General features: G+C 47.2%; 20 protein-coding genes. 3 read left to right on the forward strand and 17 right to left on the reverse strand.

All coding sequences use genetic code 11. From position 1 onward, the window contains the following. Position 1: 1 nt before the first annotated feature. From uvrA to M3M37_RS04235, 13 genes are all read right to left on the reverse strand, one after another. Positions 2 to 2857, reverse strand: coding sequence for an excinuclease ABC subunit UvrA (uvrA, locus tag M3M37_RS04175; protein WP_252794335.1), 2856 nt, complete (start codon positions 2855 to 2857; stop codon positions 2 to 4). 18 nt (positions 2858 to 2875) lie between these two features. Continuing rightward, a complete protein-coding gene (gene uvrB, locus M3M37_RS04180; protein WP_252794337.1) occupies positions 2876 to 4885 on the reverse strand; it encodes an excinuclease ABC subunit UvrB in 2010 nt (669 codons plus the stop codon). A gap of 141 nt (positions 4886 to 5026) precedes the next feature. Next, positions 5027 to 5956 (reverse strand): thioredoxin-disulfide reductase, encoded by a 930-nt coding sequence (gene trxB, locus M3M37_RS04185; protein WP_252794339.1) that lies wholly within the window; start codon positions 5954 to 5956, stop codon positions 5027 to 5029. A 93-nt stretch (positions 5957 to 6049) separates the two neighbouring features. Further along, on the reverse strand, positions 6050 to 7066 hold the full coding sequence (locus M3M37_RS04190; RefSeq protein ID WP_252794340.1) for an NAD(P)H-dependent glycerol-3-phosphate dehydrogenase: 1017 nt from the start codon (positions 7064 to 7066) through the stop codon (positions 6050 to 6052). Next, positions 7067 to 7897: a prolipoprotein diacylglyceryl transferase gene (gene lgt, locus M3M37_RS04195; RefSeq protein WP_252794345.1), complete on the reverse strand. Its 831-nt coding sequence runs from the start codon at positions 7895 to 7897 to the stop codon at positions 7067 to 7069. Between the two features lie 17 nt (positions 7898 to 7914). Next, positions 7915 to 8877, reverse strand: a complete 963-nt coding sequence (gene hprK, locus M3M37_RS04200; RefSeq protein ID WP_252794347.1) for an HPr(Ser) kinase/phosphatase — start codon at positions 8875 to 8877, stop codon at positions 7915 to 7917. A gap of 15 nt (positions 8878 to 8892) precedes the next feature. Continuing rightward, positions 8893 to 9231, reverse strand: coding sequence for a phage holin family protein (locus M3M37_RS04205; protein WP_252794349.1), 339 nt, complete (start codon positions 9229 to 9231; stop codon positions 8893 to 8895). Then, positions 9228 to 10412: a PDZ domain-containing protein gene (locus M3M37_RS04210; RefSeq protein WP_252794350.1), complete on the reverse strand. Its 1185-nt coding sequence runs from the start codon at positions 10410 to 10412 to the stop codon at positions 9228 to 9230. Before M3M37_RS04210 ends, M3M37_RS04205 begins: the two co-directional genes overlap by 4 nt. 11 nt (positions 10413 to 10423) lie before the next feature. Continuing rightward, positions 10424 to 11537 (reverse strand): peptide chain release factor 2 gene (gene prfB, locus M3M37_RS04215; RefSeq protein WP_252794352.1). Its coding sequence is split into 2 segments (ribosomal slippage): positions 10424 to 11464 and positions 11466 to 11537, totalling 1113 coding nucleotides; the frame shifts between segments, so codons are not numbered across the junction. Between the two features lie 71 nt (positions 11538 to 11608). After that, on the reverse strand, positions 11609 to 13975 hold the full coding sequence (secA, locus tag M3M37_RS04220; RefSeq protein ID WP_252794353.1) for a preprotein translocase subunit SecA: 2367 nt from the start codon (positions 13973 to 13975) through the stop codon (positions 11609 to 11611). Between the two features lie 169 nt (positions 13976 to 14144). After that, positions 14145 to 14708, reverse strand: coding sequence for a ribosome hibernation promotion factor (locus M3M37_RS04225; RefSeq protein WP_252794355.1), 564 nt, complete (start codon positions 14706 to 14708; stop codon positions 14145 to 14147). A 51-nt stretch (positions 14709 to 14759) separates the two neighbouring features. After that, on the reverse strand, positions 14760 to 15440 hold the full coding sequence (locus M3M37_RS04230; protein WP_252794357.1) for a ComF family protein: 681 nt from the start codon (positions 15438 to 15440) through the stop codon (positions 14760 to 14762). Next, the gene (locus tag M3M37_RS04235) at positions 15433 to 16752 is read right to left on the reverse strand and encodes an ATP-dependent helicase ComFA (RefSeq protein ID WP_252794359.1); all 1320 of its coding nucleotides are present in this window, start codon (positions 16750 to 16752) and stop codon (positions 15433 to 15435) included. Before M3M37_RS04235 ends, M3M37_RS04230 begins: the two co-directional genes overlap by 8 nt. Before the next feature lie 43 nt (positions 16753 to 16795). On the opposite strand from M3M37_RS04235, the gene M3M37_RS04240 reads away from it, so the two are divergent. The 3 genes from M3M37_RS04240 (at position 16796) to lrgB (ending at position 18676) form a co-directional block, all read left to right on the forward strand. Further along, positions 16796 to 17443 carry a YigZ family protein gene (locus tag M3M37_RS04240; RefSeq protein WP_252794361.1) on the forward strand — a complete coding sequence of 216 codons (648 nt, stop codon included), beginning with the start codon at positions 16796 to 16798 and terminating at the stop codon, positions 17441 to 17443. A gap of 69 nt (positions 17444 to 17512) precedes the next feature. Next, positions 17513 to 17932 (forward strand): CidA/LrgA family protein, encoded by a 420-nt coding sequence (locus tag M3M37_RS04245; RefSeq protein WP_252794363.1) that lies wholly within the window; start codon positions 17513 to 17515, stop codon positions 17930 to 17932. 6 nt (positions 17933 to 17938) lie between these two features. After that, complete coding sequence (gene lrgB / locus M3M37_RS04250) at positions 17939 to 18676, forward strand: antiholin-like protein LrgB (protein WP_252794364.1); 738 nt, start codon at positions 17939 to 17941, stop codon at positions 18674 to 18676. Between the two features lie 153 nt (positions 18677 to 18829). Here the strand turns inward: lrgB and M3M37_RS04255 are convergent, their stop codons facing one another. From M3M37_RS04255 to M3M37_RS04270, 4 genes are all read right to left on the reverse strand, one after another. Further along, a complete protein-coding gene (locus tag M3M37_RS04255; RefSeq protein WP_252794366.1) occupies positions 18830 to 20668 on the reverse strand; it encodes an APC family permease in 1839 nt (612 codons plus the stop codon). A gap of 131 nt (positions 20669 to 20799) precedes the next feature. Further along, entirely contained in the window at positions 20800 to 22425 is a 1626-nt protein-coding gene (groL, locus tag M3M37_RS04260) for a chaperonin GroEL (protein WP_252794368.1), read from the reverse strand. Between the two features lie 57 nt (positions 22426 to 22482). Continuing rightward, the gene (gene groES, locus M3M37_RS04265) at positions 22483 to 22767 is read right to left on the reverse strand and encodes a co-chaperone GroES (protein ID WP_252795919.1); all 285 of its coding nucleotides are present in this window, start codon (positions 22765 to 22767) and stop codon (positions 22483 to 22485) included. 133 nt (positions 22768 to 22900) lie between these two features. Beyond that, the gene (locus M3M37_RS04270) at positions 22901 to 23545 is read right to left on the reverse strand and encodes a redox-sensing transcriptional repressor Rex (RefSeq protein WP_252794370.1); all 645 of its coding nucleotides are present in this window, start codon (positions 23543 to 23545) and stop codon (positions 22901 to 22903) included. Positions 23546 to 23668 lie beyond the last annotated feature (123 nt).

Genomic DNA, 23668 nt, shown 5'->3' on the forward strand with positions numbered 1-23668 from the left:
TTTAGTCTAATGCCGCTTTCGTACGTTCTGTGTCCTGCGCTAAAATCGGTTTTAAATATTGACCCGTATAACTCTCAGAAACGCTCGTAATTTCTTCTGGGGTTCCAGTGGCTACGACGGTTCCACCAGCATCGCCACCTTCTGGACCAAGGTCAATCACGTGGTCGGCCTGCTTGATCACATCCATGTTGTGTTCAATGATTAAGACGGTGTTGCCTTCATCCACGAGGGCTTGTAACACCTGCAACAAGCGTTTGACGTCGTCCGTATGTAATCCGGTCGTTGGTTCATCGAGAATGTAAAAGTTCTTTCCCGAGGAACGTTTGTGCAGTTCTGACGCCAATTTCATCCGCTGGGCTTCCCCACCAGAAAGGGTCGTCGCTGGTTGTCCCAGTTTTACGTACCCGAGTCCCACGTCGGCAATCGTCTGCAGTTTCCGGGTAATCTTGGGAATTGCCGAGAAAAAGTCGAGAGCTTCGCGTACCGTTAGGTCTAAAACTTGCGCAATGTTTTTACCCTTGTATTCCACCTGTAGGGTTTCAGCATTATATCGTTTGCCGTGGCAAACTTCGCAGGGAACGTACACGTCTGGTAAGAAGTCCATCCCAATCTTTAGGATTCCATCTCCGTGACAGGTTTCACACCGACCACCCTTGATGTTAAAGCTAAACCGGCCCTTTTGATAACCACGCAGCTGAGCCTCGTTTGTTTTGGCAAATAAATCGCGGATGTCGTCAAAAACGCCCGTGTAGGTGGCAGGGTTACTCCGCGGCGTCCGCCCAATCGGGCTCTGATCGATGTTAACCAGTTTTTCAATCTGCTGGTAGCCGGTAATTGATTTATACTTTCCCGGTTTAGCAGAATTATGGTTTAATTTCTGGGCCAACGCGCGCTTTAAAATGTCATTCACGAGGGTCGATTTCCCGGAGCCAGAGACCCCGGTAACCACGTTCAGTTCTCCCAACGGAAACTTCACCGTGATGTTTTTCAGGTTGTTGGCTTGAGCGCCCTTCACCGTCACAAACTTCCCGTTTCCGGTCCGGCGTTGCAGTGGGACTGGAATAAACTTTTTGCCAGATAAATATTGACCCGTCAACGAGTTCGGGTTCTGTTCCACCTCGGCGGGCGTTCCAGTCGCCATGATCCGACCACCGTTCGCACCAGCTCCCGGACCAACGTCCACAAGGTAGTCAGCCGCCAGCATCGTTTCCTGGTCGTGTTCTACCACGACCAAGGTATTACCCAGGTCACGCATCTGCTTCAGTGACTTAATCAAGCGGGCGTTATCCCGTTGGTGGAGTCCAATCGACGGTTCATCTAACACGTAAAGAATTCCCGAAAGGTTGGAACCAATTTGGGTGGCCAAGCGAATTCGTTGGGCTTCCCCACCAGATAGGGTACGCGCTGCCCGGGACAGGGTTAGGTAGCTTAGGCCCACGTTAAGCAGAAAGTCCAACCGGTCACTAATTTCCTTAATCACCGGTTTTGCAATCGTGGTGTCCTGCTCGCCAAGATCAACGTTTTGAAAGAAGTTAAATTCCTCCGTAATGTTTTGTTCACAGACCTCGGCAATGCTTAACCCGTTAATCTTAACGGCCAGGGCTTTTTGGTTTAACCGTAGCCCATGACAAGCCTGACAGGTTAACTCCCGCATGTACTTGCGCATCTGGTCCCGGGTAAAGTCACTGTTCGTGTCCCGGTACCGACGAGCAATGTTCGTCATAACCCCTTCAAACGGAACGTCGGCATCGCGAACGCCCCCAAAGTCACTTTCGTAGTGGAAATGAAATTCTTTCCCCTTGGATCCGTGCAAAATCAACTCCCGTTGGTCCTTGGGCAGTTTTTCAAACGGCACATCCATGTCGATGTCAAAGGACGCCGCTGCTTGTTCCAATAACGTCGGGTAGTACTTGGAGCTAATCGGATTCCAGGGCTCAATTACACCGTCACGTAGTGTTTTACTGGGATCAGGAATTACCAGTTCCTCATCCACCTCTAACTTAGCACCCAGTCCATCACATTCCGGACAAGCCCCCAGCGGTGAGTTAAACGAAAAGAGTCGGGGCTCTAATTGCCCCACGGTAAAGCCACACACGGGACAAGCATAGTGTTCTGAAAAGAGCATTGGTTCCCGTTGACCCAGAAAATCAAGGGTCGCATACCCCTCACTCAAACGTAAGGCCGTCTCTAAGGAATCAGACAACCGGGCGTTAATCCCGGGTTTAACCACAATCCGGTCAATCACAATGCTAATGTCGTGGCGTTGGTTCTGATTCAACTCCAGGTCATCGTTAACGTCGTGTTGTTCGCCGTCCACGATGATCCGGACAAACCCTTCCTTTTTAATTCGTTGAATCACCTTTTTGTGTTGGCCCCGTTTCGAGCGCACAATTGGTGACAAAATTTGTAACTTCGTTCGCTCCGGTAATTCCACAATGCGATCAATCATTTGATCCACGGACTGGCTTTGAATCACCGTGCCATCGTTCGGGCAGACCGGGGTCCCCACCCGAGCCCACAAGAGCCGCAGGTAATCGTTAATTTCCGTCACCGTTCCCACGGTGGAACGAGGGTTTTTCGACGTCGTTTTCTGGTCAATCGAAATGGCCGGACTCAATCCGGTAATCGAATCGACGTCCGGCTTATTCATCTGCCCCAGAAACTGGCGGGCGTATGACGAAAGACTTTCCACGTACCGGCGTTGGCCTTCCGCATATAAGGTATCAAACGCGAGCGAACTCTTCCCTGATCCAGAGAGGCCCGTCATTACCACAAGCTTGTTTTTCGGAATGTCCACGTTGACGTCCTTTAAGTTGTGTTCCCGGGCGCCGCAAATTTTAATGGCATCATTGGCCATGGTCTCCACCTCCTTTAATTATGAATCCATTTCTTGCTTTAGTTTTTTAATCGTATCCCGCAGGTTTGCCGCCTGTTCAAAGTCCAGTTGTTGCGCCGCGGTCTGCATTTCATCACTCAAATTCTGCAACACCACGCGTTGTTCTTTCTCACTCATCTGTTCAAAGTCAGACTCTGCAAACGGTTTTTTCTTGTTGTAATGATCGTCTTCGGTTTGTTTGTAAGCCGAAATGACCTTTTCCACCGGCTTAATGATAGTGTGCGGTTGCTGATGATGGGATTCGTTATACGCGATTTGCTTGTCCCGCCGACGTTGAGTTTCGTCCATGGCCAACTGCATCGAGTCCGTTACGTGATCGGCGTACATGATCACGTGCCCGTCTTCGTTTCGAGCTGCCCGTCCGATGGTTTGAATCAGGGAGCGTTCGTTCCGTAAGAAACCTTCCTTATCAGCGTCCAAAATGGCCACCAACGAAACTTCCGGCACATCAATCCCCTCCCGCAGGAGGTTAATTCCAATCAGGACGTCAAATTTCCCCAATCTGAGATCTCGAAGAATCCGCGTTCGTTCCAGGGTTTTGATGTCACTATGCAGGTATTTCACTTTTACCCCCAGATCCTTGAGATAATCGGTTAAATCCTCGGCCATCTTTTTGGTCAAGGTTGTCACAAAGGTCCGCTGGTTTTTCTTAACCCGAGCGTTAATTTCTCCTAGTAAGTCATCCATCTGATTCTTAGTCGGTCGCACTTCGACGGTTGGATCCAATAATCCAGTTGGCCGAATAATTTGTTCCACCACCTGGCTGCTGTGTTCCAATTCGTAATCACCAGGAGTGGCTGACATATAAACCACCTGGTGAATGTGTTTTTCAAACTCATCAAAGTTTAACGGTCGGTTGTCATAGGCACTCGGTAACCGAAAGCCATAGTCAATTAGCTGTTTCTTGCGGGCTCGATCTCCCTTTAACATTCCCCGAACTTGGGGCACTGTTTGGTGCGATTCATCGATAAACATCAAGAAGTCCTTGGGAAAGAAATCCAGCAGTGTGTACGGTGGTTCGCCCGGTTTCCGGCGATCCATGTAACGCGAGTAGTTTTCAATTCCCGACGTGTAACCCATTTCCCGCATCATTTCTAGATCGTAGGTGGTTCGTTGCTTTAATCGTTGGGCCTCTAAGAGCTTACCGGAGTGTTCTAACTTGCCGACTTGAGTTTCCATGTCGGTTTTAATTTCTGGCAAAGCTACCCGCATAATTTCATCGTTGGTCAAAAAGTGGGTCGCCGGAAAGAGTGTCACCGAGGTCGGTTCCCCCAGGACTTCCCCGGTTAGGGTGTTAACCTGGGTAATTTTGTCAATTTCATCGCCAAAGAATTCAATCCGGTAGGCATTTTGCGTTCCAGAAGCCGGAAAAACCTCCACGGTATCCCCATGGACCCGAAAACGGCCTCGGTCAAAGTCAATGTCATTGCGTTGAAACTGGATGTTAACCAGCTTCCGGAGCAAGACGTCGCGTTCCATTTCATCACCAACCCGTAGCGAAACGGTATGATTTTGGTATTCTTCGGGATTCCCCAATCCAAAGATAGAGGAAACAGAAGCCACCACAATCACATCGTTCCGAGACAATAACGCACTCGTCGCAGCGTGCCGTAGTTGGTCAATTTCATCATTAATCGATGCATCCTTTTCAATGTAAGTGTCACTTGAAGGAACGTAGGCCTCTGGTTGATAGAAATCGTAGTAACTAACGAAGTATTCCACGGCATTGTTCGGGAAAAACTCCTTGAGCTCGTTATACAACTGCCCCGCCAGGGTTTTATTGTGGGCCAACACTAAAGTGGGCCGATTTTGATCCCGAATGATGTTAGCCATCGTGAACGTTTTCCCCGTTCCCGTAGCTCCCAACAGGGTTTGTTCTTTATCGCCAGCAGCCAAACCGGCGTCAATTTTGTGAATTGCCGTGGGTTGATCGCCGGTTGGTTGGTACTTTGAAACCAACTCAAATTGATTTTGTGTTTTTGTAACCATTTGATCCTCTTATTCTTAATTGGTGATTAATCGTAGGTGCTAGTTGTTCCAGTCAACTAGGTCAGTATTATTATCTTAGCACACGAACATACTTTCGCCAAACAAAAAAGAAGCACTCCCAGAGTCCTTCCCTTTGAGTTGTTATTTACTTTTAACGGATTCCACGTAGTCAAAGACCGCTTGACCAGCGATTCCACCATCCCCAACGGCAGTGGTAATCTGGCGTAAATGCTTCTTGCGGACGTCTCCAACGGCAAAAATCCCAGGGACGTTCGTTTCCATTTCGTCATTGGTCAAAATCCAACCTTGTTCATCGGTAATGCCCAGGTCTTTAAAGGCCTCCGTAATTGGCAAAATGCCAACGTATACAAACACCCCGGCCGTTGGCAGTTCACTGGTTGCACCGGTTTGGTTATTCTTCAATGCAACCCCAGAAACCTTTTTGCCATCACCAAGAATTTCAGTAACGTTACTATTCCAAACAAACTCAATGTTGTCACGAGCAAAGGCGCGTTCCTGTAAAATCTTTTGGGCCCGAAGTTGATCCCGGCGGTGTACCACCGTCACCTTTTTTGTCAAGTTAGCCAAGTAAGTGGCTTCCTGCACGGCAGAATCTCCCCCACCGACCACAACAACGTCTTCATTCTTAAAGAAGGCCCCGTCACAAACGGCACAGTAGGAAACCCCACGGCCACCATAGTCATCTTCACCAGGAACTCCGAGTTTCCGGTATTCTGAACCGGAACCAATGATCACGGCTGGTGCTTCAAATTGATCTTCGGCGGTGTGAACAATTTTTTGGTTCCCCGCTAACTCAATCCCAGTGACTTCTCCGTAGGCGTATTCCACCCCAAATTGGGTACTACTTTCGTACATTTTTTCCGACAGGTCTGGACCGAGAATCGATTTGAAACCCGTGTAGTTTTCAATCTCAGCGGTATTGTTCATTTGGCCTCCGTATACGCCCCGATCAAGCATTAAAACGGAAAGTTCGGCCCGTGAAGCGTAAAGAGCGGCGGTCATTCCCGCTGGTCCAGCTCCAATTACAATTACATCGTATTTTTTGGTCATTTTGTTCACCTCATTTAGTGGTTAACTTTCAATAGCTTTATCCTAACATACTTACTTAAAGTTAGTAACTTATTTAGCTCACGACTACTTTGGTTAACCATTCTCCGTTTGCCCTTCCCGCGTCATTAAAGCGTGAATAGAATCCGGAACGGTTTCTTCTTGTTCGAGGACGGCGTGAATGGCTTCGGTAATCGGCATCGAAATTCCGGTTGTCTGAGCTAAGTCATAAGCGGCTTGACTAGTGGCAATTCCTTCAATCACCATGCCCATGTTAGCGACCACCTCGTCGAGCGGAACGCCCTGTCCTAGTTGATAACCAGCTCGGTAATTCCGCGAGTTGGTACTGGTCGCCGTAACAATCACGTCTCCCATTCCGGATAGACCAGCAAAGGTCAGTGGGTTAGCGCCAAAGCTGACCCCTAATCGCGAAATTTCGGCTACCCCCCGAGTCATCAAAGCCGCTCGGGAATTATCCCCGTAACCTAATCCAGCTAGGGCTCCCGATGCAAGGGCAATAATGTTTTTGAGGGCGCCGCCAAATTCAACCCCAATGACATCTGAGTTGGTATAAACCCGAAAGGAATCGTTCATAAATAATTTTTGGAAGTGTTTAGCGGCGTCAAAATCATCACTCGCCACCGTTACCAAGGTCGGATCGTGTTGGGCAACCCCTTCGGCATGACTGGGACCCGAAAGCACTGCAATACTGGTACGGTGATCAGGATCAATTGTTTCTGCCAGCACCTGGGAAATCCGCAGGTAGGTTTTGGTTTCCAATCCTTTACTCCCGTGAATCAAGGCTGGTTTAGTGCCTAACTTAGCCAGGATTTGATTAACGTCCTGTGCTACGGAGCGAGTTGCCTGAGCCGGTACGATGAACAAAATATCCGTCGCATCAGTTAAGGCTGCCTCTAAATCAGTGGTGGCCTGCAAACTGGCCGAAAAGGTGTAATCGTGAATGTAATGGGAATTAGTGTGGTGCTGGTTCAGCTCGTTGGCCTGTTCTGCACTTCTGGTCCACAGTTGGACCTCATTCCCGTTGGCATCCAAGATGGCAGCTAACATGCTGCCCCAGGAGCCAGCTCCTAATACGGCAATTTTAGTTTTCATTTATTGGTCTCCTTTAGAGTTGTAAACGTCGTACCACTGTAAACTGTGGTCCGTGTGGCGGCGATAAACGAGGACCGCCAACGCCCCCACAAACAGCACTACTGATAGCACCTGAGAAATCCGCATAGGACCGAGCATTAAGCTATCCGTCCGCATTCCTTCGGTAAAAAAACGGCCGTAAGAATACCACATGACGTAAGTTAAAAAAATTTCTCCACGTTTAAACAGGTGGTCGGAATGGCGCATGGTCATCAACAAAATGAAGCCTAAGAGGTCCCAAACGGATTCATAAAGAAAGGTCGGTTGCCGGTAGGCTCCGTTGATTAACATCTGATTGATAATTCCGGTCGGTAAATGTAATTGGGTGAGAAAACGGTGGGTGGTAACGGCTCCGTACGCTTCCTGGTTCATAAAATTCCCCCACCGGCCGATTCCTTGCGCAATAATTACGGTCGGAGCCGCAATGTCAAACACCTGCCAAAGGGATAATTGATGACGGCGACAGAACCACCAGATAAACAAACCCGCTCCTAACAAAGCGCCGTAGATGGCAATGCCCCCGTCCCAAATGGCGATAATTTCTCCCGGATGGCTCGCATAATAATTCCACCGAAAAACCACGTAATAAATCCGAGCAGAGACAATGGCAATCGGAATCGCACCTAAAATAAGGTTATACACCAGATCCTCATTGAGTCCTTGGCGATGCACTTCTCGCATTGCCAACCACACGGCAATTAAGACAGCACTGGCAATGATGAGTCCGTACCACCGTACGTTGAACGGACCAAAGCTAAAGGCAATCGGATTTAAGGCTGCAATTGCAAACATCGTCGCAAGTCCCCCCCTTATTTACCTTCGTCAGGCTTTGGTTGATCAGCAGCACTGTTACTTTTAATTAAGCCGTTTAATTCTTCATCAAACATCTTAGTAGCATTGTAGCCCATCGTGTTGGCCCGGAAATTCATGGCTGCGGTTTCAATGATGATGGCGAGGTTCCGACCGGGCTTAACCGGAATGTTTAGTTGCTTAACTTCGACATCAAAAATTTGTTGTTTGTCGTTACCAGTGCCTAGGCGATCGTACTTCTTACCCTTTTCCCACACGTCTAGATGAATGATTAAGTCAATCCGCGTTTCCGACCGAACAGCTCCGGTTCCAAACAGCGTCATCACGTCGATAATTCCGATTCCCCGAATTTCTAACAGGTGACTCAAAATTTGGGGAGCCTGACCAATGATATCTTGTTCATCGTGTTGGTGTACGTCGACCCGGTCATCGGCAATCAGCCGGTGCCCGCGTTTCACGAGTTCCAGCGCGGTTTCACTTTTACCGATTCCGGATTCTCCAGTAATTAGAATTCCAACTCCGTAAACTTCGACTAGCACCCCGTGAATGGATTGTCGCGGAGCCAATTTTTCTTCCAAATAGTCTGTCATATTACTTAAGACCCGCGAGGTGTTTAACTTTGATTCCAAGATTGGAATTTGGGCTGTTTTAGCAGCCCGAATCAGTTCAACCGGTGGTTCAATGTCCGTTGAGATTACAAAGGCTGGCGTGTCAGGTTGGCACAACCTAGTCATGTATTCTTGCAAGTCCTTTTCTTCCAAGTGTTTGGCGAATGACGTTTCCGTAATTCCCAACAGTTGAATCCGTTCCGAAGGGTAATAGGCAAAGTAGCCGGTTAATTCTAACCCTGGCCGTGAGATATCACTCGTCGTAATCGGTCGATCTAAATATTCAGCCCCGGAAAAAACGTTCAAATGGGTATTGTCCACTAATTCTTTAACACTCACACTCTTATTGCTCATGAAAATCCTCCTTGCCTACACGTCCGGTGTAATGAAGTAATTGCAAATCGACATTAGTAGTGAAATCAAAAAGACCATTCCAAACGATGAAAAGCTCATCATTGGACCCACGAGTACAGCCGTCAGCTCAAGGATTAAGGCGTTGAGCACTAGGTTAAAGAGTCCGAACGTCACAATGTTAATTGGCAAAAACAATATTGATAAAATCGGTTTAATTAAAACCTGTAATAAGGTTAAAACGGCAGCGGCGCCAAGCGCCACCTGCCAGCTTCCAATGTAAAAGGAAGCTGGAAAAATCGTGGCAAAGGCCAATAACAAAATAAAATTAACCAGCCACCGACTAATTACTCTCATTTGGTCGCTCCTGTTTGTTCCTCGGGAAAGGTTACAATTCCAATTTCATGGGGTGCGCCTTCGTAAATGGCTGCATCCTTTAGTTCTAACTGACCGTTGCGATTTTTAATCTTTAAATGGCAAAAAGTGGGACTACTTTGCAAGGCCCGGTATAACTGTTCTTCGTTGCGAACGGCTTGCCCGTTAACCTCTAAAATCAGGTCTCCAGTTTGCAGGTTCATCTTACTAGCAGGTGTATTTGGTTTCACCGCTAGAATTCGAATTCCATCCACAGCTTGTTCGACTTGCTTAGCAGAAGCCCGTTTGTCAACGCGGTGGTAATGGTAAAGTACCATTCCGTAAGCCAACAGTAAGACCACAATTGATAGCATTTCAAACCAGAGGTTTTTCCAGAGGAAGGCATCGATTGTAAGCCCCAAACTCAACCAAGCTAACCAACCAGTGGCATTGGCCAGACGTTTAAGAATGTCTGTCGACATATCACTCACAAACTTAAACCGGTAACCAATCAAGAACGGCACTACCAAGATGCTAACCTTGCTTCCGAACAACCGAAACATTGGCCAGAAGGGACTGTTCGCAACAAATAATTGTCCTGGAACTAGAAAAACGAGCGGAAAAATGGTGAATTTGTTAAAGAGATACGAAGCAACTCGGTTCCCACGAATGTTCTTGCTAAGCACCGGCGAATTTACGGACTTCCGGTTAAACTTCAAAAACAGGTATTGCAAAATCAGCATAACCGTTAGTAGCTCTAAGAAGTTCATTCCCACGGGCATGGTGTTTTGTAAGGTTAAGCTAAAGTTTCCGTTTAAAATATGGGTATAAAAGTTGTTACCCAATAACAGAATCAGTACCATTAGGATTCCCATTCCAGCAAACGGTAACATTGCCCCTGGAATCACCAACATCAAGGCCACAATCACCTCGTAAGAAAAAATCCAGGCGTAGGAAACTTCGATTCCAAACGCAAAGGACAGGATAGAACCTACGATTCCTAACCCAACCGTCCCCCATAAAAAGGTCCGCAGTTCGGTATGTTTGGGATTAATGGCGCTGCCATAGAGCGAGCGTTCCCGTTTCACTCGTAAGTGGTGATCCACCAAGGTCCGCCCGATTCCGAACCAAAACGCTGGCATCATGAAGAAAAATAAAACGTTAAATAATAACTGTTGTTGCATAATTGCCATCCTTATTGATTATCTTGTTGTAGTTTCCACTGTAAGTACGCGTCAATGAAGGGATTCAGGTCACCGTCCATTACGGCTTTCCCGTTCGCGGTTTCGTAACCCGTCCGGTGATCTTTCACCATGGTATACGGATGAAAGACGTAGGACCGAATTTGCGAACCCCACCCAATGTCGAGCTGGGTTCCCGCCAACTTCGCCTTTTCCTCGGCCTTCTTTTGTTCTTCACGTTCATACAACTTTGATTTTAACATATTCATCGCAGTAACTCGGTTTTGAAGTTGAGAACGTTGCGCCTGACTTGCCGTCACAATCCCCGTCGGCAAGTGGGTAATCCGGACAGCCGAAGAGGTTTTATTAATGTGTTGCCCTCCAGCACCGCTGGACCGAAAGACATCAATCCGCAGGTCATCCGGATTAATCTCAACCGTTACGCTGTCGTCTAACTCGGGCATCACGTCCACAGACGCAAATGAGGTGTGCCGGCGTGCGGCCGAATCAAAGGGTGAAATCCGCACCAACCGGTGGATTCCTTTTTCTGCCTTCAAATAACCATAGGCATTCGGACCACTAACGGTCAACGTGACACTACTAAGACCCGCAACTTCCCCCGGTTGATAATCATCGATTTCAACCTTAAAGTTGTTCTGCTCAGCCCACCGCGTGTACATTCGCAGCAGCATTTCCGCCCAGTCTTCGGCTTCCGTCCCACCGGCGCCCGGATGAATTTCCACAATCGCATTATTGTGATCATACTTCCCGTTTAACAACAGGCTTAGCTGGTAATTATGCAAATGTTGTTCCGCTTGCTCCAGATCGTGCTCAAAGTCCTGAGCTAGTTCTGGATCATCTGCTTCCGTGAGGAGCGCCAAGCTAACTTCCAGATTTTCGGCTTCTGTTTCCAACTCATGAAATTTATCATACTTTTCCTTGAGCTGATTGGTCGTCGCAATTAACTGCTGGGCGGCTTGTTGGTCATCCCAGAAACCTGGTTGAGCCATTTTAGCCTCGTTAATACTAATATCTTCGTTTAATTGATCGAGGTCAAAGAGACCTCCCAAAGTTACTAATGGCTTCGTTAATGTCGGCCACTTTGGCTTTTGCTGTGCTTAATTCCATTTTACGTTCTCCTTATTGATTTTTAAAATTGCCAAGAAAAAGCGAAGAACCGCAGTCCTTCGCCTTCTTGGTTATCTTTGAATGTTTTGCCGAATCTCGGCTTTCATGAAGAGACGGGTCACATCGTAATCAATGTCTGCAACCATTTCTTCAAACATCCGGAATCCTTCCCGTTGATATTCCACCAGCGGATTTAACTGACCGTAACCCCGTAGTCCAATCGACTCTCTGAGTTGGTCCATGGCATCAATATGGTTGGTCCAGTGATCGTCGACCACCCGTAAAATCACCACTTTTTCAAATTCCAAGAGCTGACTTGGTTCTGGGAACTGCTTGGCCTTTTCATCGTAGGAGCGCCGGGCTAACTGAGTCAGATACTCCTTAATTTCATCCGCACTCTTCCCCTTTAAATCGTCAACTCCAATTTCATTGATACTAACCAATGAACTAACGGCAAAATCAACAATCGTATCCAGGTTCCAATCCTTTTGTTCCCCTTGAGTATGCAGGGAAACAATCCGGTCAATCGTCCGTTCGACCATTGGCATGATGACCCAGCGTAATGACTGATTTTCTTCAATGACGCGGTTCCGCTCACCGTAGATCACATCTCGTTGTTCAGACATCACGTTATCGTATTTCAACACGTTTTTCCGCGAATCGTAGTTATTTCCTTCGACCCGTTTTTGGGCAGATTCCACTTGCTTCGTAATCATCCGGCTCCGAATCACAGCGTCGTCATCTTCCACCTTCAGCGTGTTTAAGACGTTCTTGATTCGTTCCGAACCAAACCGGCGCATCAAATCATCCTCTAAGGATAGATAGAATTGGGAATATCCCGGGTCTCCTTGCCGACCAGCCCGGCCCCGCAGCTGATTATCAATCCGCCGGGATTCGTGTCGTTCCGTTCCAATGACAGCTAGGCCACCCACACCAACTACGCCAGGTCCTAATTTGATATCGGTACCTCGCCCGGCCATGTTCGTCGCAATCGTTACGGCACCTTTTTGACCAGCATTGGCAACAATATCAGCTTCCTTGGCGTGGTTTTTCGCGTTCAAAACAACGTGGGGAACATGTTCTTGGTCTAATCGTTGGGAAAGATATTCCGAAGTTTCCACGGCTACCGTCCCGAGTAGAATTGGTTGTCCCCGTTTATGCAAAGCCTTGACCTTATCAATTACTGCATCAAACTTAGACTGTAACGTGGGATACAACACGTCAGGTTCGTCAATTCGAACCACGGGTTTATTAGTCGGAATGGCAACCACGTTCATATTATAAATTTCACGAAATTCTTCTTGTTCAGTCTTGGCCGTCCCGGTCATTCCAGCTAGCTTACTGTAACGCCGAAAAAGGTTTTGGTAAGTAATGTTAGCCATGGTCTTGCTTTCTTCCTGGATGGTTACCCCTTCCTTAGCTTCTAAGGCTTGGTGCAGTCCATCTGAGAAGCGCCGACCGTCCATAATCCGACCCGTAAAGGAATCCACAATTAAGACTTCATCGTCTTTAACCACGTAATCTTTATCCCGTTCCATCACGTAGTTAGCCCGTAACGCTTGGTCAATGTGGTGAGTCAGAGCGGTATTATCCGGATCATAGATGTTTTTCAGGTTAAAGAATTGGTCTGCTTTCTTAATCCCTTGTTCCGTTAAAGAGACGGTTTTGGTTTCTAAATCAACCTTAAAATCGTCCTGCGCCGTCAAAGTTTTCGCAAACCGATCTGCTTGCCGGTACAATTCGTTGGCTCCCTGGGCTTGCCCAGAAATAATCAACGGGGTCCGAGCTTCATCAATTAAAATCGAATCTACTTCGTCAACCAAGGCAAAGTTTAATGGTCGTTGCACCCGGTCTTCTTTATATACCACCATGTTATCCCGCAGGTAGTCAAAACCAATTTCACTGTTCGTTGAGTAGGTAATGTCGGCGTTATAGGCTTCCCGTTTTTCTTCGGGATTCTTTTCGGCGGTATTAACTCCGACGGTTAGCCCCAGCCAGTTGTAAAGTTCTCCCATTTGCTCAGCATCACGAGCAGACAGGTATTCGTTCACAGTTACCACGTGAACCCCTTTACCCGAAATAGCATTAAGGTAAACCGGCATCGTAGCAGTCAGCGTTTTCCCTTCCCCAGTCTTCATTTCGGCAATGTTACCTTCGTGTAGCACAATGCCTCCCATGATTTGGACCCGGAATGGAGTCATTCCCAAGACTCGACGGGCTCCTTCCCGAGCAACTGCAAAAGCTTCTGGAAGTAAGTCGTCTAAACTAGTTCCGTTTTGATAACGTTTTTTAAATTCCGGCGTTTTCGCCTGTAATTCAGCATCACTGAGCTCCCGGTATTCTTCCGAGTAGGAACTAACCTGATCGGCAATTTTGCCCAGCTGTTTAATGCGGCGGTTATCGCTTTCCACCCATTTTTTTAGTACGTTTGTTGTCATGCTTTCAATCTCCTTGATGTTTCTTGATTGTTTGCTGGCGGTTTTTAGTTAGATACTTTTTATTCTAACATTTTCTGTGCCTAATTAAAAATTACTCTTCTCGCATTTAAAGAAGAGGAAAGCTCCCAAAAATTAGCTTTTGAGAGCCCTAATTTAATAACAACCCGCCTTAACTTTCAGTCGTAATCTGGCCATAATGACCGTCGTTACGCCGATAAATGATGTTAATGGTTTCATTATTAATGTCTTTATAGATGTAAAAATCATGATTTAGTAAATTCATTTGTAAAATGGCGGTTTCTGAGTCCATCTGTTTTAACGGGATCCGTTTCTTACGGACCACGTCTAACGTCATCGTCGGAGCTTCTTTGTCCAAGAACAGCGCCGGATGACCACTCCGTTGGGCGTGTTGATTCACGTTATTGCGATAGCGTTCAATCTGACTCATAATCTGATCCACCGCGTTACTGATACTAGTGGCAATGGCATTCGTTGTTGCCTCTCCCCGTAATAGTAAAAACGGGAAAATAATTGTAATCTCAGCTTTAATCAAGTGATTTGGATAGCTAACTAGGTTGACGTGGGCGACCGCGGAAACTCCATCCGCTAACTCCGTATTGATTTGTTCAATTTGGCTCCCAATGGTCTGTCGAACCTCATCCGTAATGTCGACATCATCGCCACGAACGTTAAAAGATAACATGATGTAAATCCCCTTCACTTGTTCCCGCACATTGAATCTACTAGTTTAATTATAGTTAATTACGCGAAAAATAACAATCAATTACCGTGCGAGCGTTACGCTACGCACCTGGATCACTCCATTTTGTGATAACAATTGCTGGGCCTGATGCAGTGTTTGTCCCGTTGTGTACACGTCGTCCACCAAACAGACGGAACCCCCTTGAAGTTGGGCAACTACGGCAGGATTAATAGCGAAGGGTTGCCACGTTTGCATCCGTTCTCGCCGACTTCGTTGGTGTTGACTGATCGTTTTCGGCTTCGCCACCAACGCAGACACCCAATCCACATCCGTTAACCATCCCTCAACCTGGTTAAACTTCCGTTGCTGCCGTTGTTTTGCGGTCACTGGAATCGGTACAATCAATGCTCCTGCATTCACTACGCATTGTTCCAATCGGGCTTTCACCAGTAGCCGTAGCGCATAATCACCCTGAAACTTATATCGGTCCAAGTACTCCTGCATCAAACCATGATAGGGATAAAGCGCCTGATTCTTGAGCGCGACAAATCCCCGCTCGTTCCACGCCCGACAGTCCCCACAAACCAGTTCATCCGTTTGAAACCGACCACATTGCGGGCACTGGGGCTGTTCGGGTGGTTCAAAAAGTGGTTGGCAGCGGTGACACAGCTTAGGAGCCTGGTAGGAATGCAAACTAAAGAGCCAAGCCACGGTCAATGGTGTCCGTATCTGGTTATCACACCACAAGCAACGTTCAAGCATCTGCACAAGCCCCCTTTCGGTTCATCTGGGCAATTTGGTGGCGCGCATGGCGCACGTTTTTGGCATAGCCACTCACGATGCAATCAACCTGACCGGTGGGCCGAGTGGATTTACGACCAACTCTGCCCGCCATTTGCACTAACGAAGCTACCGAAAAGACTTGATCATCACCACCCAGGATAATCACATCAATCCCAGGAAAAGTAACCCCTCGTTCTAAAATCGTGGTGGTCACTAAAAATAAAACTTCTCGGTTCCGCATCCGTTCGACCTTGTTAATCCGCGCTGGATCCCCTGCGTACACGGTTTCCCAACATGGAGTTCCCACCACGTGGCGGCGTAAATAACGATCAATTGGATCTAAATCACGAATGCGGGGCACAAATAGTAAGAAAGGGTGGCGGTCCTGAACCTTGGCATGAATTAGTCGCCGTAACACCCAGGGTAATTGACCATTCTGAAGCTGCTTCCGCCACCGAAAAGCCACCCGCCAGTTAATTTGGGGTAACGGATGACCGTGAAATCGCCGTGGCAAATAGGCGGTCTGCCCCTGGTACTTTCGCTGGAGTCGGAAACTGGGGGTTGCAGTCATTAACAGGCAACTCCCCGTTGGTTTGAGCGCTCGATGAGCTGCCTGTTCAAGCATGGGATTATTGGCATACGGAAAAGCATCCACCTCGTCTAAGATCAAGACGTCAAAAGCTGCTTGAAAACGGAGCAATTGGTGAGTCGTACCGATGGTTAATTGCCGATATACGTACCCCGTTTCGGTGTGACCATGCAGTAGCGCAATCGGAATCGTGGGAAAAACGGCTTGGTAACGCGGATAAAGTTCCCCACACACATCAACTCGAGGGGCAGCCACTGCCACTCGCAAACCGTGTTGTAACGCCCAGGCAATCCCTGGAAAGGAAATCTCAGTCTTACCAGCCCCCGTTACTGCCCACAGCAGTTGATTCCGATGAGCTTGAAAACCCCGCTGCACCTGCCTGGCACAAGCTTGTTGTTGCGCAGTCAGCTTCCCGCTCCATACTAAAGGATTTGGCGTTGGTGGAAAGGCATTTGGTTCTGCCTGACTCACCAACTGCATGGAACTATCTACTCGACCTAAGTTCAGGCAATTCCGGCAGTAGTAATCACCACTCGGGAGCTGGTGTCCGCTTTTTTCACAATCCGTTTGGCATCGGTTACAATGAAGGGTGCTCGGACCGACTTCAATCGCTGCTTGTTGCTGAAATTGATCAGTGGGTAAAGCCCGTGCCACCGCAGTTGGCAGCGGCACTAAGCGGCCCCAGAAGGTTTGCTCGTCCATTTATATTTCACCTCTATAATTTAGATACGGAAAGGAGCTCAACATGGATCAACCATTTTTAACGATTGCCCACGCCGGTAATCACGAAATCACCATCAAAAAATCCAAGTTCATCGCTAACATCGCTCGAGTTAGCACAGAAGCTGAGGCCATAAACTTCATTCAACAAGTTCAAACCGATCACAAAAAGGCCACCCATAACTGTTTTGCCTACGTACTGGGCGAAACCAATCAGGTGCAACGTGAAAGTGACAACGGCGAACCCAGCGGCACGGCCGGGGTTCCCATTCTAGAGGTCATCAAAAAAAATCAACTCCACAACGTCGCAATTGTGGTCACCCGGTACTTTGGAGGCATCAAGTTGGGCGCCGGGGGGCTCATCCGCGCTTATAGTGGTTCAGCAGCCCAAGTGATTGAGGCCGTAGGCATTGTGGAACGGGTGACCCACGAGGTCCTCAAAATTACCGTAGACTACAAAAATTACGACCAACTGAACTACTTTTTAACCACCCACGACTTCCAAATCATGGACGCGGATTATCAAGCCGACGTCACCGTGACCACGTCCGTGGCGGACAGTGCTTTAGACCAATTTCAAACTGATTTACAAAATCTACTAGCGGGGAACATGCAAATTAAGTCCGAAGGAACCCAATTCGTTGAACGCCCCGTCCCTAATTCCCAGGAATGATTGCGTTTACATTTAGCTCTGGTATACTATTAATAGTAAAAAGATTCCAATTTTGAAAGGAGTATTGCGATGTCAACTAAAGATGTAAAAAACACCCAAGACACCTCAAAGGCAGCTCCCATCCTAGTACAGATGGGTATTTATGCAGTAATTTTATTCGTTTCGTACATAATTTCATCCCTCTTTCCCAAGAACTTTCCCGTTCCAGCGTCAGTAGTGGGATTAGTGATTCTCTACCTCCTCTTAACCTTTCACGTTATCAAACCCCTCCACGTGGAAAAGGTGGGAAACTTTTTAATTAGCATTTTGGCCTTTCTCTTCGTTCCTTCCGGAATCCAACTGGCCGCTGACTTAGACATCATGAAAAAGTCAGGACTACAGATGGTGGTCATGATTTTCATTTCCACGGTCGTGATGCTGATTTCGGTTTCCCTGGTAGCCACGGTTTTGATTTGGTTACGAAACCGGTTTTTCCCAGTAAAGGAGTAAGTCGCAATGAAAATGGAATTAATTAAATTTTTGGGCACGCCGATGTTCGGAATTGCCCTCTCCCTACTAGTTTTCCTATTAGGGACCTTCTTATTTAAAAAATCCAAGGGATTCTTTCTCTTTCAACCGCTGTTCGTCAGCATGGTGTTAGGAATTTTCATCCTGTGGTTAATCGCCAAAGTCACAAATCTGGACGTGACTTGGGTTTACAAAAACCTTTACAAGCCTGGTGGTGACATCATTTTTTGGTTCATCTATCCAGCCACGATTGCCTTTGCGATTCCGTTGTTTAAACGAAACGACATCGTCAAGAAGTACTGGCTGGAGATTCTCCTCTCGCTCGTAATTGGATTATCAATTTCAGTGGTCATCATGTACTTCGTTTCCAAACTATTGGGACTCAACAACGCCGGGATTGCTTCGATGCTCCCACAAGCCGCTACAACAGCCGTCGCCATGCCAATTGCCGCTGGGATTCACGGAATTCCGGCCATCACAGCCATGGCCTGCATCTTAAACGCCGTAATCATCTACGCCATCGGAGACTGGTTGATTAAAATCTTCCGCCTCAAGAACCCGATTGGAGTGGGATTAGGTTTAGGAACTGCTGGTCACACGCTAGGTTCGGCCAAAGCGTTAGAACTCGGTGAAGTCCAAGGGTCCATGGCCGCTATCTCTGTCGTTATTATCTCGATTGTGGTTGACGTCGTCGTACCGCTCTTTGCCAACTTGGTTCACATTTAAACTAAAGCGAACATCAGCCCAAGCCTCCCTAAAGTTAGCTTTTAGGGGGGCTTTTTTTGCTGTAATTGCACTTCAAGCATGCACCAAAAACAAAAAGAACGGCTTCTGCGGTGAGCGGAAGCCGTCCTTTTCAGGTAAACAATTTAGCAATAATTAGTTACTCAAATGGTAATTGTAAGTTGAAACAATGATGTTTTGTCGTGAATTCAAGGCCGCCCGTAACCGGACTCCAGTCTGGTTATGCAGCACTTGTTGCCATGGTTTCCGCGGGACGAATTGCGGAACCAAGACGGTCGTGGAGTAGTTAATATCATCATCCTTCCGGGCCATTACATCACAGAACCGCAGCACTGGATCATTCAATGACCGGTACGAAGTATGGATGTTAACAAACCGGATATCCGGATATTCACTCTTGAATTGATTTTCAATCTTGTTTTCCTTGTCCGGATCGGAAGCAAAGGAAACGTGGACTGCGACCACTTGATCTGCAATCGAGTTGGCATAACTGATGGCCTGGCGGGTCACCTGGGTAACATTTCCGACCAACACGATAACTGTAGAACCCTCATATTCCCGAATCTGAACGGATTCATTCTTATTGTGAACCCGTAACTGCCGCGCTACTTGCTGGTAGTGATTGTGAACCCGGTAGAACATGTACAAGATCAACGGCATGATGATCAGGTACGGCCAAACTTCCTTGAAGTGCAGTGCAAACAAGAACAGCACTAACATAACCGAAATTCCAGCCCCAATCAGGTTAATGAACATCTTACCCGGCCAGAAGCCTTCCTTGTGGTGCAACCAATGCACAATCATTCCGGATTGAGATAGTGTGAATGGTACAAACACCCCAACCGCGTACAGTGGAATCAGGAGGTTCGTTTTCCCGTTAAAGATCCAGATTAAAACGATGGCTCCAATGGCCAGCGAAATAATCCCGTTGGAGTAACCCAACCGGTCCCCCTTATCGAGGTAGGCATGGGGCAGATACTTGTCTTTGGCCATGTTGTAAGCCAAGATGGGAAAGGCTGAGAATCCAGTGTTGGCAGCAACAGCCAGAATCAAGGCCGTTGCTAGTTGTAACATGTAGTAGAAGAACCCGTGGCCAAAGACGCCCGTCCCGATTTGAGACAGCACCGTATCCTTAGCGTTCGGGATAATGCCCATGTAGTAACTTAAGAACGTGATGGAACCAAAGAAGATGGCCAAGATGATTGCCATTAAAGCCAAAGTATTGGAAGCATTCTTCCGGTTCGGTTGCTTAAAGTTGGGCACTGCGTTACTGATGGCTTCCACTCCGGTTAAGGAAGCAGACCCGGCCGAAAAGGCTTTAAAGAACATTAACAGGGTCATCCCCTTCACGGAGGCCGTGATTGGTGCTGCAGCATGATAGGTAATCTTCCCCGTTAAAATGTTATACCCACCAACGATAATCATTAGAATAATCATCAAAATGAAAAGGTAAACGGGCAACACTAGGAAGGACGCCGAATCACGCATCCCCCGCAGGTTCAAGACCATGATGAACAGCACAATCAGAATCGCAATCGGAACCTGATAGTGATACAGGCTGGGAATTGCTGAGGTAATCGCTTCCGTTCCAGAGGTCGTAGACACCGCCACGGTCAACATGTAGTCAACCAGTAGCGAGCCCCCGGCCACTAGCCCAGCGCCTTCACCCCAGTTACTCCGAGCCACCACGTAAGCTCCCCCACCAGAGGGGTAAGCATAAATAATTTGCCGGTAGGACAAAGTAATGGCGGCCAGAAGAATTAACACCAACAACGCAACCCACATTTGGTACATAAGGGCTGCCGTTGAGAGCGTAATCAAGACTGCCGTAATCTGTTCCGTTCCGTAAGCCACTGATGATAACGCGTCTGACGACAACAGGGCTAATCCCTTAAAAATGGTAAGGGATTGCCCTGATTCATCGGTACTTTTCAGCGGTCGGCCAATAATTAAACGTTTTAAATATCGCCACATGAAACTGTACTCCTATATCTTGAATTTGCTAACTAGCATTTTTATACAACTGCTACTATACTCCGACTGCCCGTTTCCGACAACAAAAAAAGAGAAGTTTACTAGAGTAAACTTCTCTTTAATTAATTAAATTACATCATGCCAGGCATTCCTTGTGCCATGGCCGGATTATCGTTGCCGCCATCTTCCTTTGGTTCTTCCGCAACCACAGCTTCAGTGGTCAACAATAAGGAAGAAACAGACGCAGCGTTTTGTAAGGCAGACCGACTAACCTTGGTTGGGTCAACTACACCGGCGGCAATCATGTCTTCGTACTTGTCGTCCGCAGCATTGTACCCAATTCCTGGTTTTTCTTGTTTCAAGTGGTCCACAATCACAGCACCATCTACCCCAGCGTTTTCAGCAATTTGCTTAACCGGAGCTTCCAGAGCCCGACGCACGATGTCAATCCCGGTTTGTTCGTCGCCTTCTGCTTCTACGGCAGCCACATCGTTTAAGATGTTGATGAAGGCCGTTCCACCACCGGGAACAAATCCTTCCTCTACGGCGGCCCGAGTGGCGTTCAAGGCGTCTTCAATCCGGTACTTGCGTTCTTTCAATTCGGTTTCCGTAGCAGCACCAACTTTGATAACGGCTACTCCACCAGCTAATTTAGCCAAACGTTCTTGCAACTTATCTCTGTCAAAGTCAGAGTTGGTAGCAGCAATTTGACCCTTAATTTCGGCAACGCGTTGAGCAATGGCATCCTTGTCCCCCTTACCTTCCACGATGGTCGTCGAATCTTTCGTAACGTTTACTTTATTGGATTGTCCAAGTTGATCAACTGTGGTGTCCTTCAATTCTAAGCCGAGGTCGTCACTAATGACAGTCGCACCAGTTAAGGTTGCGATGTCTTGTAATTGAGCCTTCCGGCGGTCACCAAAACCAGGAGCCTTAACAGCAACCACGTTGAAGGTCCCCCGCATCTTGTTCAGAACCAAGGTTGGGAGCACTTCGCCACCAATGTCATCGGCAATCATCAGCAACGAACGACCTTGTTCCACAACTGATTGCAACAACGGCATGATGTCTTGCATATTGTTAATCTTCTTGTCGGTGATTAAGATGTAAGGATTGTCTAAATCAGCTTCCATTTTTTCTTGATCAGTGACCATGTATTGGGACATGTAACCACGATCAAATTCCATTCCTTCCACCACGTCCAAGCTGGTTTCTACTCCCTTGGAGTCTTCGATGGTAATTACCCCATCGTTTCCAACTTTTTCCATGGCATCGGCAATCAAACTACCCACTTGTTCGCTAGCAGAAGAAATCGAAGCGATTTGGGCAATATCATCTTTGTTTTCCACCTTGTGGCTCATCTTGTGTAAGCTATCAACGGCTGCTTTCGTGGCCTTTTCAATTCCGCGACGAACGCCCACTGGATTAGCACCGGCCGTCACGTTTTTCATTCCTTCTTTAACGATGGCTTGGGTTAAAACCGTAGCCGTCGTAGTTCCGTCCCCAGCAACATCGTTCGTCTTGGATGCTACCTCAGAAACTAACTTAGCCCCCATATTTTCAAAGTGATCAGGTAAACTAATTGCCTTAGCAATCGTAACCCCATCGTTGGTAATCGTTGGGTCGCCAGCAGTTTCTTCCAAGACTACGTTCCGACCCTTTGGTCCCATCGTTGTTTTAACTGTGTCAGCTAACTTGTCGACCCCTTTGAGCATGGCGCTCCGAGCGTCATCAGAAAACTTTAATTCTTTAGCCATTTTCATTCACCTCATGTTTAATTAATTTGAACTTGCTATTTCAGCCTAATTGTTAAATTATTTAACGATTGCGAGGAGGTCACTTTCGTGCATCACAAGATATTCTTGATCTCCATCGTTAACTTTAGTTCCGGCGTACTTATCAAACATCACAACGTCACCTTCACTAACTACGGGAGCAACTTTTTCACCGTTATCAAGTACTCGCCCCGTTCCAACCGCTACGACTTTTCCTTGGGTTGGTTTTTCCTTAGCGTTTTCAGCTAATACAATACCACCAACCGTTTCTTCCGGTTGGTCTTGAATTGCAATAATGACACGATCTCCAATTGGTTGTAACATCATTAATCCCTCCAATAAAGTAACGTTTTAGCACTCAAACTCATCAAGTGCTAATTACATTATTAAATATAAGCTCCTTCGAATTTAAATGCAAGAATTTAGTTCAAAAAAAGAGTTCCTATTTCCGGAACCCTTAGTCATCGTTGCCATGATCATAATGATCGATGAAATAAATTAAAGTTTGCAGTTCATTAGTGAGATCCACATTGTGCACCCGAATCCCATCGGGAACGTTTAAACGTCGGGAGGTAAAGTTCAAGATGCCCTTCACGCCTGCTTCTGAAACCTGATCAGCCACATCCTGAGCCACATTAGTCGGAACAGTTAAAATGACCACGCTAATCTGCTGGTCCCGGAGTTGTTTAATCATCTGATCCATGGGATAAATCGGCACCCCACCTTGAATCGTGTTGACGTTTTTGGGATTTACGTCAAAGGCGGCAGAAATCCGAATGTTACTGTCCTGGTGAAAGTTAAAATTTAATAGCGCGTGCCCGAGGTTTCCGACTCCAACTAACGCTACGTTGGTTAAACGGTCCTGGTGCAGGATGTTTTTGAAGAATTCCAAGAGGTTCGTAACGTCGTACCCATAACCCCGTTTTCCCAAGGCTCCAAAGTACGAAAAATCGCGCCGAATCGTTGCCGAATCCACGTGAATGGCATCGGCCAGTTCCGTCGATGAAACCCGTGTCTTTCCTCCATCGTGTAAAATATTTAAGTAACGATAATAAAGTGGTAGCCGTTTTGCGGTTGCACGGGGAATCTTCACTTCTGCCATTTGCTGATGGCCTCCTTCAAATTAGTCGTTCTACTCTTAATCTCATTTTACCACAAACTATGCGCTTGTGAATTTTTTCGTTAGACCGGCAATGATTCCCGACTTGATTGGAATGTTCAACTA

It is taken from the genome of Fructilactobacillus carniphilus, assembly GCF_024029675.1.
Lineage (GTDB): Bacteria > Bacillota > Bacilli > Lactobacillales > Lactobacillaceae > Fructilactobacillus > Fructilactobacillus carniphilus.